This is a genomic window from Cronobacter sp. HA18006, assembly GCF_011605445.1.
In the GTDB taxonomy this organism is placed as follows: domain Bacteria; phylum Pseudomonadota; class Gammaproteobacteria; order Enterobacterales; family Enterobacteriaceae; genus Cronobacter; species Cronobacter sakazakii.
The window spans coordinates 1-12,362 of record NZ_JAANQB010000011.1; the positions used below are offsets into that span (position 1 = coordinate 1).

Genomic DNA, 12,362 nt, shown 5'->3' on the forward strand with positions numbered 1-12,362 from the left:
CGCGATCAACAACCTGTTTGACCGCTTCAGTTTTAAACTCTTCGGGATAACGCTTACCGCTCATGGGCACCTCTCTTTAAGCCATCTTAAATGACTCTGAGGTGTCTGTTAAACCCGTGGCGATTCATTATGACGTTGCCTATGGTAATCCACCATTTGGGAAGATCAACACATCAGAAGCATACACAGGCCGTTATAAGGGTAGTGAGTTTGAATACAAAGTGATTGAACATGCAAGTACCTTATCTTCATATGGCGTATGGATAGTACCGCAGGGTTCAGCAGGGTTTAAGTACTCTGGACATAGGTACTATGACGCTTCAGTACAAACAGCTAAGTACCAGAAGTTTGTTAATGATACGGGGTACTCATTTCAACCTGGGGTAGGGATTGATACCAGTATCTACAAAGATGAATGGAATGGCACGAATGTGATTTGCGAGGTGGTGACGGTTGATTATTAAAAATGTGATTTTAAGCAAGCGTAACGCAACATATAGTGCCTATACTTGCTTATTGCACCACATGGTGTATTTCACGCAGCAGGTAACTTGTATGGGTAAGAACCAACACGTAGTAACGCATTCTGATGGATGGGCTGTAAAAGGTGAAGGTAATGAACGAGCAACTTCTGTACATTCAACGCAAGCTGAAGCTATAGAAGCTGCTCGTGAGATTGCTCGACATCAACAAAGTGAATTGTTAATTCATGGACGTGATGGGCAGATTCGTTCTCGTGACTCATATGGCAACGATCCATATCCGCCTAAGGGATAAATTTTAGGAAAACAAAAGAGGCCAATGGCCTCTTTTTTTTGTCTTTTCAATAGATAACGTTGAATGAATATTTATCAGGCAGATCTTATTTCTTGATTCTTAGGGCAGCCCAGCGAAACGAAGCCGATCTTTGGCTGCTGCATTACATTGCTCATAGGTCAAAAATTCATCATTTATGGAGTTATCAGGGCGGGGATTTTACAGAGGTTGGTGGGAAATTTGTACTGGTATCTTGCGCCCGCGCGATGTTAAAGATTTTGTAAAAGTCCGCCGGGCCGTTCTGCGGCTGGCTACCCTTAATCGGGACTGCCATAAGGAGAACGCCATGCCGCTACGCTCGCCCCGTTTACTCGCTCTGCTGCTCGTTGTGAGCGCCTCCGCCGCCGCGCTGCCTGCAAAGGTGGATGTGCTTGCCGATAATCTCGAAAACCCGTGGTCGCTGGCGTTTCTGCCGGATAACCAGGGCATGCTGATAACGCTTCGCGGCGGCGAGCTGAAACGCTGGCAGTCGGGCAAAGGGCTTTCCGCCGCCATTACCGGCGTGCCGACGGTCTGGCATCAGGGGCAGGGCGGCCTGCTGGATGTAGTGCTGGCGCCCGATTTTAACGAGAGCCGCCGCGTCTGGCTGAGTTACGCCGAAGGCGGCAGCGACGGTAAAGCGGGCACCGCGGTGGGCTATGGGCGGCTTAGCGACGATATGCAGCGGCTGGAGAATTTTAAGGTGGTGTTCCGCCAGCAGCCGAAGCTCTCGGTCGGCAACCATTTTGGCGGGCGTATGGCGTTTGACGGCAAAGGCCATCTGTTCATCGCGCTTGGTGAGAACAACCAGCGCCCGACGGCGCAGGATCTCGATAAGCTTCAGGGCAAAGTGGTGCGTCTTACGGAAAATGGCGACGTGCCGAAAGATAACCCGTTTGTCGGCAAACAGGGCGTGCGCCCGGAGATCTGGTCTTACGGCATTCGCAACCCGCAGGGGCTGGCGCTCAACCCGTGGAGCCAGACGATATGGCTTAACGAGCACGGCCCGAAAGGCGGTGATGAAATTAATATTCCCGAAGCGGGCAAAAATTACGGCTGGCCGCTTGCCACCTGGGGCATCAATTACAGCGGCGAGCCTATTCCGGAGGCCAAAGGCGGCGAAGCGCCGGGCACCGAACAGCCGCTGTTCTACTGGAAAGTCTCGCCCGCGGTGAGCGGCATGGCGTTTTATAACGCCGACAAATTTCCGCAATGGAAAAATAAGCTGTTTATCGGCGCGCTCAAGGAGCAGAACCTGATCCAGCTATCGGTGAACGGCAATAAGGTGACAGAAGATGGCCGACTGCTGGAGAAAGAGAATAAGCGTATTCGCGACGTGCGCGTCGGGCCGGACGGCTTTCTGTATGTGCTGACCGACGAAACCGACGGCCAGCTGCTGAAAGTCAGCCCGGCGTCGTGATCAGCTCACCGGGATCATGACGATATTGCGAAACGCAGGGCGCTCGGTGAGCTGCTGATACCAGCGCTCCAGGTGCGGGCGCGGCGTCCACTCGATGCCGACGTTAAAGAGGTTATAGATGTGCGGCGCAGGGGCCATATCGGCGATGCCGAACGCGTCGCCGGAGAGCCACGGGGTTTTCGCCAGTTCGGCGTCAAGAATCCCAAACAGCGCGTCGCACTGCTTTTTGCTCTCTTCAATCAGCGCCGGGTCGCGCTGTTCGGGCGGCGTGCGCACCAGGCTGAAGACGACGCCGCGGTGCGGGGCAGGCAGCGTGCTGATGGCCCAGTCCATCCACTTTTCGCCGCGGGCGCGCTCAACGGGGCTTTCCAGCCACAGACGGCCCTGGCCATACTGCGCTGCCAGATAACGCACAATGGCGTTCGATTCCCACAGCACCAGACCGGTTTCATCGTCGCGCAGGCACGGCACCAGCCCGTTCGGGTTCATCTCCAGATAATCCGCGTCGTGGTTAACGCCATATTTGCCGCCCGCCGGAATGCGGTTATACGGCAGCTCCAGCTCTTCCAGACACCACAGCACCTTCTTCACGTTAGTGGAATTTTCTCGACCCCATACGGTAATCATATCTTGCTCCTTTGCAGATGAACGATGCCGCGGCGACGGCGCGCCACGAAGATATTCCATGGTGGAATAATCCCCACGCTTTCGCAACTCCCTGAAAATGCCGTGTCACTTTGTGACCGGAAAGTGAAACTTTAAAAACTTTACCCCCGCGCTGTTTCATTGATGGCGTTTGTGCGTTATTACTCATCTTTTCACCGATACGGTTGATTTGTAGTAGTTTCTGGAATGGATATTCAGGTGGCTCTTATGACCTCATTCTCACGCTCCGGCGCTCGTCGCGTGCTGGCTCTCTCAGGCGCGTTTCTATTGATTTCTCTCTCCACCGCCCACGCGGCCGACCCGATTGCGCCCGCCGCGCCAGAGGTCGACGCCCGCGCCTGGATCCTGATGGACTATCACAGCGGCAAAGTGCTGGCAGAAGGCAACGCGGATGAAAAACTCGATCCGGCAAGCCTCACCAAACTGATGACCAGCTATGTGGTCGGCCAGGCGCTCAAGGCGGGGAAAATTCATCTCGATGATAAAGTGACCGTCGGCAAAGACGCCTGGGCGACCGGCAACCCGGCGCTGCGCGGCTCGTCGCTGATGTTCTTAAAACCCGGCGATCAGGTGTCGGTGGCCGATCTCAACAAAGGCGTGATTATTCAGTCCGGCAATGACGCCAGTATTGCCATCGCCGATTATGTGGCGGGCAGCCAGGACGCGTTTGTCAGCCTGATGAACGGCTACGCCAAACGCCTGGGGCTGACTAACACGACCTTTAAAACGGTCCACGGTCTTGATGCGCCGGGGCAGTTCAGCACCGCGCGCGATATGGCGCTGCTCGGCAAGGCGCTGATCCACGACGTGCCGGATGAATACGCCATCCATAAAGAGAAAGAGTTTACGTTCAACAAAATTCGCCAGCCGAACCGCAACCGCCTGTTGTGGAGCAGCAGCATGAACGTCGACGGGATGAAAACCGGCACCACGGCGGGCGCGGGCTATAACCTGGTCGCCTCGGCGACGCAGGGCGATATGCGCCTGATCTCGGTTGTTCTGGGCGCGAAAACCGACGGCATTCGCTTTCGTGAATCGGAAAAACTGCTGACCTGGGGCTTCCGCTTCTTTGAAACCGTCACGCCGATTAAGCCGGATGCCGCGTTCGTTAACCAGCGCGTCTGGTTTGGCGACAGCAGCGAAGTGAAACTCGGCGCGGGCGAGGCGGGTTCAGTGACGATCCCCAAAGGCCAGCTGAAAAACCTCAAAGCCACCTATACGCTCAATTCGCCGCAGCTTACCGCGCCGCTGAAACAGGGCCAGGTGGTGGGCACTATCGATTTTCAGCTTAACGGCAAGAGCATCGAGCAGCGCCCGCTGGTGGTCATGGAAGCGGTAAATGAAGGCGGCTTCTTCAGCCGGATGTGGGATTTCGTGCTGATGAAATTCCATCAGTGGTTCGGGAGCTGGTTCTCGTAACAATGCGCTCCCGGCTTACGGGAGCGTTTACCACATCACGCTGACGTTTGCCGCCTGCGCCCAGGCGATAAACGCGTCGTCGGGCATCCGGTCGGTCGTGATGGTATCAAACGCCTCAAGCGGCCCCATACAGGCGGGCCGCACCTGTCCAAATTTGCTGTGGTCCGCCACGATCACGTGACGCTGGGCCATCTCCAGCGCCCAGTGTTTCACCGGCAGTTCGTCGAGATTAAAACAGGTCGCGCCATACTGGGGATGCACGCCCGCTGCCGAAAAAAACGCGATATCGGGGCAGAGATTGCGCAGCGTCTCCTGGAAATTGAGCGGCTTGAAAATCGCGTTGCTGGCGTGGAATTCGCCGCCGCAGAGAATAACGCGGCAGTGCGGTTTCTCCTGGAGCGCCAGAAAGGTGTTGAGGGAATAGCAGATGCCGGTAAAAGGCAGGGCGTCATCCAGCGCGTCGATGACCCACGGCGTGGTGGTGCCGCAGTCGAAAAAGAGCGTCTGGTGCGGGCGGGCAAGCGACGCCGCGAGCGCGGCCGCGTGACGTTTCTCCTCCACCAGCCGGGTCTGTTCATCGCTTAACAGGTAGCGGCTTACCGCCACGCCGCGCGGCTCCAGCACAATGTAGCCGCCAAGCAGCGTGACCGGCGCGTCATTACCCTGCAGGTCGCGGCGAATCGTCATCTCCGAGACGCCAAGCAGCGCCGCCGCCTCTTTGAGATGCATTTTATCCTGTCGCTTTAGTGCCTGTAGCAGTTGCGCCAGTCGCTCATCACGCCGCGTTTCCATAGTTCCTCTTGCTCAACCCGGCACCACGCCCGTCGCGCGGTGCCTGAAAAGTCGTGCAATCTTACCTGTGGACCTGCGGTTAGTCACGCACCCAGCCTTTACGGATGGGCAGCGCGAAGCAGAGACGATAGAGCTGGCGCAGCGTGCGGTAGAGCGGTTCGCCAAGCGGTGCCCAGAGGATCTGCGCGCTCAGGCAGGCGAGCATCGCCACCAGCAGACCGCCCGCCATATCGAGCGGCCAGTGGACGCCGAGATAGACGCGCGACCAGGCAATCGCGAAGGCGACGGCCATTAACAGCGCGCCAGACCAGACGCGGTGCCAGAAGAGAAACGCCAGCGCGAAGGTGAAAATCACGGTGCCGTGATCGCTGGGATAGGAGTCGTCAGGCGCGTGCGGCAGGAACTGATGACCCAGGCCGACCACAAACGGGCGCGGATGCGGAAACAAATGACCCGCAAGCCAGGAGACGGCGAGGCTGATGAGCAGCGCCAGCGCGAACTTCACCACCAGCCTGCGCTCGGTCGGACGCCAGAGCCACAGTACCACCGGCAGCAGCGGCACAATCGAGATGAGATCGCGCGCGATAAAGGTCGCCAGCGCGATAAGCCAGCCCGGCGACGCGGGCGTCGCGTTAATTTGCAAAAACAGAAATTGATTCAACGCTTCCATCATAGGGTTGCGGGTTCCTTATTCATCAATGTGGTGGTCACGCCCCACGTCACCACCTGCGTGAGCCACACCCACCAGCCTGCCCACAGGTTATGGGTGAAGAAATGCGCGCCACGCATCACCTGGCCGAAGCCCATCGCGAACCCGAGCGCAATGCCCGCCGCCAGCGCCAGCCGGGCGTATCCCGGATGCTCACGCTTAAGGCCGAACCAGAGGCCCATCACCATAAAGCCGCTGGAGGCGTGCCCGCCAGGGAAACACCGACCAGGGCCGCTGCCGTCCGGTACCGCGCCAAAAAGCGGATAGGAGAGCGCCTTTCCGCCATACTCAACAAGATCCCACGGACAGCTGTGATGGCTGGTGGCCTTCAGGATGCCGACGACGGCAGCGCCAAGACCCATCAGCACCGCGACCATCATCCAGCGCGGATGGCGACGAATCACGCCATACAGCAGGCTCCCGACGGCGACCGCGATGGCGCAATATTTGGCGAGCCGGTGGTTGAGCAGATCAAGCCAGTGGTTGTCCTGCCAGGGAAAATTCCCTGCCGCGGCGTCAAACCACATCTGCGTCAGCCAGCGGTCCAGCGTTTCGGTGCGTGAAAGCCAGGTGAACAGCACGCCCAGCGCCGTTAACAGCGCAAGCTGACCAACATAAAAGCGCACGGGCAGGGAATAAAGGGAGATTGTCTTATTTATCCGGGGCCTGGCGGGCCAGAAAAGCGGAGATAAAGTACGCATCGCGGCGTTATCCGGAAGCTGAAAAGGGCCAGCATAAAGCGGCTAACTTAAGAAAACCTTAAACAACCGGGCGAAAGGCGCGCCACGCCCGGTTGTCGCACATAATTCACTATCGCGCGGCGCGGCAATTCATTACACTTTGCGCGATTTTATTGATGGATGACTCATGCAAACTCACGCAAACCGAACCGGACGTCTCGGACGCCAGGCGCTGCTGTTCCCGCTCTGCCTGGTGCTCTACGAATTCTCGACTTATATCGGCAACGACATGATCCAGCCGGGCATGCTCGCGGTCGTCGAACAGTATCAGGCGGGCGTCGAATGGGTGCCCACTTCCATGACCGCCTATCTCGCGGGCGGCATGTTTTTACAGTGGCTGCTCGGCCCGCTCTCTGACCGTATCGGCAGACGCCCGGTGATGCTGGCGGGCGTGGCGTGGTTTATCGTCACCTGCCTCGCCACGCTGCTCGCTCAGAACATTGAACAGTTCACCGTGCTGCGCTTTTTGCAGGGGATCAGCCTGTGCTTTATCGGCGCGGTGGGCTATGCCGCGATTCAGGAGTCGTTTGAAGAGGCGGTGTGTATCAAAATCACCGCGTTAATGGCGAACGTCGCGCTTATCGCGCCGCTGCTGGGGCCACTCGTCGGGGCCGCATGGGTACACGCCGCGCCCTGGGAGATGATGTTTGTACTCTTCGCCGCGCTGGCGGCCATCTCGTTCTTTGGCCTGTGGCGCGCCATGCCGGAAACGGCCACGCGGCTTGGCGAGAAGCTGTCGCTGCGTGAACTGGGCCGCGACTATAAAGCGGTGCTGAAAAACCTGCGTTTTGTGTCCGGGGCGCTGGCGATAGGTTTTGTCAGCCTGCCGCTGCTGGCGTGGATTGCGCAGTCGCCGGTCATTATCATCAGCGGCGAGCAGATGAGCACCTATGAATATGGCCTGTTGCAGGTGCCGATTTTCGGCGCGCTGATCATCGGCAATCTGGTGCTGGCGAAGCTCACCGCGCGGCGTTCCGTGCGCTCGCTGATTGTGATGGGCGGCTGGCCGATGATGTTCGGGCTGGCGCTGGCGGCGCTCGCCACGGTGATTTCATCGCACGCGTACCTCTGGATGACGGCGGGGCTCAGCATCTACGCTTTCGGCATCGGCATTGCTAACGCGGGCCTGGTGCGCCTGACGCTCTTTGCCAGCGACATCAGCAAAGGCACCGTCTCGGCGGCGATGGGCATGTTGCAGATGACCATTTTCACGGTGGGTATCGAAATCAGTAAACACGCCTGGCTTGGCGGCGGCAACGCGCTGTTTAACCTGTTTAACTTCGCAAGCGGCCTGCTGTGGCTGGGCCTGATGGTGATTTTCCTGAAGGACAAAACCGTCGGCACCCGCCCGGAAGCGTAACGCAAAACGCGACGGCCCGCCTGGGCCGTCGTCTCAGGCGAACGGCGCTTCGCCGTTCAGCACCTTGTCGATAACATCCAGTACACCATCCTGATTATTGGCTGGCGCACGATAGCGCGCGACCTTGTGAATCGCCTCCGGCGCGTTGTCCATCGCGAACCCAAACCCCGCGTGGCGCAGCATCTCGACGTCATTGCCGCCGTCGCCAAACGCCACGACCTCGCTATCCGCAATGCCCCAGCGCTGTTGCAGCATCTGAATGCCGTTGGCTTTGTGAAGCCCCGGAATGATGAGATCGATAGAGCCGTGGCCGCTGGAGACCGGCACCACGATGCCTTCAAACGCCTCGGTCAGTTCGTCCATTCTTTTTAGCAACTGGATATCCGGCAGGTTGAGCGCGAATTTAAAGAAAATGTCCCGCGCGTCGTGCAGGTCGTCGACAAAATCCAGGCGGTGATAGTAGCGCGCCGCCATGTTTTTGAAGCGCTCATCGTAGCGCTTAAGCGTGTAGCCGCTGTTTTTTCCGCAGGCGATAATCTCTAAATCGTCGAGCGTCATCAGGTGGTCAATGACGTGACGATACTCGTCATCGCTCAACTCGCCGTTAAAGACATCTTCGCCTTCGCATACCACCCACGCGCCGTTTTCCGCCACGAAGGCGATGTCGTCGGCGATGTCCGGAAAAAACGACGTCAGTTGATAGTATTGGTTGCCGCTCGCCACCACAAAACGGATGCCGCGCGCTTTCATTTCGGCGTACTGCTTAAGAAAACGCTCGCGGTGATAGGTTTTGTCGTCGCGTAAAAACGTGCCGTCCATATCCACGGCGATTAACTTAACTGTCATAAACGCTCCTTAAGGATTTACCAGGCCGGACGCGGTAAAAGTGCGGATAATGGCCTGTTAACATAAGCTGTGGTTATTAAAAGGATTTTCACTTAATTCAAATTTACACCTAAAGCTAAACTGCCTGGGGGCCGATAGTAGCCTTGTTAACGACTCTCCGATGTGCGAAACGGCAACCCTATGGCGACTATCTTCAACAACCTGATGTCCGGCAATGTCCTGACGCAGCAGAAAAAAACGGCCGCTAGCTTAAGCCAGTCCATCGAGCGGCTCTCATCCGGCATGCGCATTAACAGCGCGAAGGATGACGCCGCCGGGCAGGCTATTGCCAACCGTATGTCTGCCACGCTCAGGGCGAATGACGTGGCCTCGCGCAGCATGAACGACGGGATAAGCCTCTCGCAGACGGCCGAGGGCGCGCTTTCTGAAGTCACCGATCTGCTGACGCGCGCAAAATCGCTGGCGGTGCAGTCCGCCACCGGCACGCTGGATGCAAGCGATCGCGCGGCGATCTCCGCTGAATTCAGCGAGATCAAAGCGCAGATAGACGCCATTTCCACAGGGACAACGATTTTCGGCAAATATCCGCTGGCGCCCGCGGCATCCCCGCCACCACCCGCGTCGCAGCTCGGTAATATTCCGTCTATCAACCAGCGCTTTCCGGTGCCGGGCCAGCAATACACCTTTACTTCCGGGCTGGTGCCGCTGGCCTATATTCCCGCTGGCGCAACTGACATTACGCTGACGATTAACTCGGGCTGGATGGATGACGATATCCAGCTGTTCAGCCGTGATGGCAGCCATCTCGTCGGTACGCCGGTGAATGGCCCCACGCGCGACTTCACCTGGACGAATAACGGCGTGAACAGCACCGCGACGGCGAATACCAAAATCATCTCCACCGATAACGGTTTTTTGCCGGGTGCCAGCTACAGCGACGCGAACCTGACGCAGGGGCCGCCCACTTACAACGTGAACGGCGGCGCGGTGAAGCAGTACAATGGCATGACCATCACCTACAGTGGTGACGGCGACCGCTACGAGACGCCCGCGACAGGATGGGCCAACAACGGCACGGTGTCGCCGGGTGATTATCTGGAGCGGTTGTCCATTGATAAGGTGACGGAAGATGTGATCATCATGGTGGTGGGCAACGGCTCGTTTTACGGCCAGATGACCTGGACCAAACTGCCGAAACCAACCGATCCGCCGGATAACGGGCCGGTCAGCACCGATACGGATATCGTGATGAGCGCCGACTACGGCGAGGCGGTGCAGTATAAAACCATTCCCGGCACGCCTTCGGACACCAAAACGCTCGGCCTTGATACCGCGCGGCTTGATAATCAGCAGAGCGCGTCGCAGGCGATAGACGCCATCGATCATGCGATCGATACCGTAAGCGCGTATCGCGGCACTTACGGGAGTCTGGTGAATACGTTCGATTCGGCGAAGGCCGGGCTGGCGCAGGATACCGCCGCCACGACCGCCGCGCGCAGCCGCATCGAAGACGCGGATTTCGCGCAGGAGGCGAGCAACCTCAGCCGGACGCAGATCCTGCAACAGGCCGGGGACGCCGTGCTGGCGCAGGCGAACCAGCAGGCGCAGAACGTGCTCTCGCTTCTTAAATAACGTCACGCGCCTGCCCGGAGGCTGACTCATCCGGTGTCGCAGGTTTCGCCACCGCACGCGCCACCACCGCCGCCAGCGCCACCAGCGTTAATACCACCAGCATCGCGCTGCGTAATCCGTAATGTTCCCCCAGGAAGCCGAGTAACGGCGGGCCCACCAGGAAGGCGACATAGCCTGCCGTTGCCACCACGCTCACGCGCACCGGCGCATCCGGCCCGGTATCGCTCGCCGCCGAAATGGTCAGCGGGAAGCCGAGCGACGCGCCCAGACCCCACAGCAGCACCGACACGCTCGCGATAATCGGGTTATCAACAAAGATAATCAGCCCGATGCCGAGTGCGCCCATCATGGCGCTGGCGCGCACCACATTCACGCGACTGTAGCGGTCGATAAACCAGCCGCCAAAGAAGCGCCCAAGCGTCATGCCGAGCGTGAAACCGGCGTAGATCAGCGAGCCGGAAGTGGGGCTAAAACCGTGACCATCCACCATCAATAACGGCAGCCAGTCGTTGGCGGAGCCTTCGGCAAACGCCATCGCCAGGACAATCAAGCCAATCAGCAGCAACTGGGTATCTTTCCAGAACGGGATATGACCGGCAGGGCGCTGCTGGCGCGCCTCTTTCGCCTCTTTACCGACGCCGTAGGGAATAGCCTGCAGCCCGATAATAATCGGGATAATGGTGACCAGCGTGGCGATGGTCAAATGCAGATCGGCGCGAAAATGGAACGCCGTCAGGCTCAGGCCGATGCCTGCGCCAATCAGCGTGCCGAGGCTGTAAAAGCCGTGCATCATCGGCAGCACGGTTTTGTTCTGTAGCTGCTCGACCGTCGCGCCTTCCACATTGAGCGCCACTTCGGCGGAGCCCATCCCCGCGCCCAGCACCGCCAGCCCGCAGGCAAACAGCAGCGGCGAGGCGAGCCACAGCGCGAGCGCCATCAGCAACATGCCGATAACCCCAAGCGCCATGCCGTTGCGGATAACCGTATGCGTGCCGAGGCGCTTCACCAGCCAGCCGGAGCAGAGAATGCCGCTCATGGAGCCAACCGAAAGCCCGAACAGCACAATGCCCATCCCGGCGGTGGAGACCGCCAGCACGTCACGAATGGACGGCGTGCGGGTCGCCCAGGAGGCCATCAGCAATCCTGGCAGAAAGAAAAACAGAAACAGCGCCCACGTCCGGTGACGCAGCGCGGAAGAGTGATTCACGTCGGATGACATAGCCCATTCGCCTGGAGTGAAAAAGAAACCTTTAAAACGTAGCAAGGTTGTGTACATTTGTACACATACAGAAAATGCTTTTCCGGTTGAGAATTCGACACCCATGGCGACACGACAAAACGACCCGCAGCGCCGCGAGCGCATTCTGGAAGCGACGCTCGCCTGCATCGCCACGCACGGCTTTCATCATATTACGCACCGCAAAATCGCCCTTGAGGCAGGCGTGCCGCTGGGCTCCGTCACCTACTATTTCACTTCGCTGGAGGCATTGCTGGCCGAGGCGTTTACGCGTTTCGCCGAGAGCATGTCGCGCCAGTACCAGGCACTGATGGCACAGGCGCAGAGCCGCGAGGAAGCCTGCGAGGCATTAACGGCGCTGATTTGTGGCGCGCAGGTGACGACGCCTGAAAATATGGAGCTGATGTACCAGCTCTACGCCTACGCGAGCCGCCAGCCGCAACTTAAAATCATCATGCAGGACTGGATGCGCCGCAGCCAGCAGACGCTCGAAACCTGGTTCGACCCAGCGACCGCCCGCGCGCTTGATGCGTTTGTCGAAGGGATGACGCTGCACTACGTCGTTGACCGCGAGCCGCTGAAGGAGGCGGAGATCCGGGTAATAGTGTTGAGACTCGCCGGAGTCGATTAAATCCGCTTCAAAAATTAAGTGACTCAAAAGGGAAGGTTTTATGTGCCTTTACATAATAACATTTTGGTTAACAAACAGACGAAAATAGAAATGGGACGTTATTGATCGGCTTGTC

At 58.3% G+C, this 12,362-nt stretch carries 13 protein-coding genes; 7 read left to right on the top strand and 6 right to left on the bottom strand.

The annotated features are described in order from the left end of the window. Positions 1-101: 101 nt before the first annotated feature. From G9X48_RS01795 to G9X48_RS01805, 3 genes are all read left to right on the top strand, one after another. On the top strand, positions 102-464 hold the full coding sequence (locus tag G9X48_RS01795; RefSeq protein ID WP_243760746.1) for a hypothetical protein: 363 nt from the start codon (positions 102-104) through the stop codon (positions 462-464). Between the two features lie 91 nt (positions 465-555). After that, positions 556-777, top strand: a complete 222-nt coding sequence (locus tag G9X48_RS01800) for a DUF2188 domain-containing protein (RefSeq protein WP_097640733.1) — start codon at positions 556-558, stop codon at positions 775-777. 325 nt (positions 778-1,102) lie between these two features. After that, complete coding sequence (locus G9X48_RS01805) at positions 1,103-2,215, top strand: PQQ-dependent sugar dehydrogenase (protein WP_097640734.1); 1,113 nt, start codon at positions 1,103-1,105, stop codon at positions 2,213-2,215. Here the strand turns inward: G9X48_RS01805 and G9X48_RS01810 are convergent, their stop codons facing one another. Next, positions 2,216-2,842, bottom strand: coding sequence for a glutathione S-transferase family protein (locus G9X48_RS01810; protein WP_097640735.1), 627 nt, complete (start codon positions 2,840-2,842; stop codon positions 2,216-2,218). It abuts the gene before it with no gap. A 246-nt stretch (positions 2,843-3,088) separates the two neighbouring features. Between G9X48_RS01810 and dacC the strand changes: the two genes are divergently transcribed. Continuing rightward, positions 3,089-4,300, top strand: coding sequence for a serine-type D-Ala-D-Ala carboxypeptidase (gene dacC, locus G9X48_RS01815; RefSeq protein ID WP_004388116.1), 1,212 nt, complete (start codon positions 3,089-3,091; stop codon positions 4,298-4,300). Positions 4,301-4,327: 27 nt separating this feature from the next. Here dacC and deoR read toward each other — a convergent pair whose 3' ends face one another. The 3 genes from deoR to G9X48_RS01830 all read right to left on the bottom strand — a co-directional run bounded on the left by deoR (position 4,328) and on the right by G9X48_RS01830 (position 6,502). Then, complete coding sequence (gene deoR, locus G9X48_RS01820) at positions 4,328-5,092, bottom strand: DNA-binding transcriptional repressor DeoR (RefSeq protein ID WP_038881122.1); 765 nt, start codon at positions 5,090-5,092, stop codon at positions 4,328-4,330. Positions 5,093-5,171: 79 nt separating this feature from the next. Further along, positions 5,172-5,765 carry an undecaprenyl-diphosphate phosphatase gene (gene ybjG, locus G9X48_RS01825; protein ID WP_097640736.1) on the bottom strand — a complete coding sequence of 198 codons (594 nt, stop codon included), beginning with the start codon at positions 5,763-5,765 and terminating at the stop codon, positions 5,172-5,174. Next, positions 5,762-6,502, bottom strand: coding sequence for a phosphatase PAP2 family protein (locus G9X48_RS01830; protein ID WP_097640737.1), 741 nt, complete (start codon positions 6,500-6,502; stop codon positions 5,762-5,764). The genes ybjG and G9X48_RS01830 overlap by 4 nt, the downstream gene beginning before the upstream one ends. 166 nt (positions 6,503-6,668) lie before the next feature. On the opposite strand from G9X48_RS01830, the gene G9X48_RS01835 reads away from it, so the two are divergent. Further along, positions 6,669-7,901 carry an MFS transporter gene (locus G9X48_RS01835; protein WP_097640738.1) on the top strand — a complete coding sequence of 411 codons (1,233 nt, stop codon included), beginning with the start codon at positions 6,669-6,671 and terminating at the stop codon, positions 7,899-7,901. A 33-nt stretch (positions 7,902-7,934) separates the two neighbouring features. Here G9X48_RS01835 and G9X48_RS01840 read toward each other — a convergent pair whose 3' ends face one another. After that, positions 7,935-8,747 (bottom strand): Cof-type HAD-IIB family hydrolase, encoded by an 813-nt coding sequence (locus G9X48_RS01840; RefSeq protein ID WP_080320480.1) that lies wholly within the window; start codon positions 8,745-8,747, stop codon positions 7,935-7,937. A gap of 180 nt (positions 8,748-8,927) precedes the next feature. Here G9X48_RS01840 and G9X48_RS21580 point away from each other — a divergent pair, with 180 nt between their 5' ends. Next, entirely contained in the window at positions 8,928-10,379 is a 1,452-nt protein-coding gene (locus tag G9X48_RS21580; RefSeq protein WP_054624849.1) for a flagellin, read from the top strand. On the opposite strand, the gene G9X48_RS01850 is transcribed toward G9X48_RS21580, so the two are convergent. Next, the gene (locus G9X48_RS01850) at positions 10,372-11,598 is read right to left on the bottom strand and encodes an MFS transporter (RefSeq protein ID WP_105629513.1); all 1,227 of its coding nucleotides are present in this window, start codon (positions 11,596-11,598) and stop codon (positions 10,372-10,374) included. The two genes, G9X48_RS21580 and G9X48_RS01850, sit on opposite strands and share 8 nt — an antisense overlap. Positions 11,599-11,701: 103 nt before the next feature. Between G9X48_RS01850 and G9X48_RS01855 the strand changes: the two genes are divergently transcribed. Beyond that, positions 11,702-12,247, top strand: a complete 546-nt coding sequence (locus tag G9X48_RS01855; RefSeq protein ID WP_004385784.1) for a TetR family transcriptional regulator — start codon at positions 11,702-11,704, stop codon at positions 12,245-12,247. The last annotated feature ends 115 nt before the right edge of the window (positions 12,248-12,362 follow it).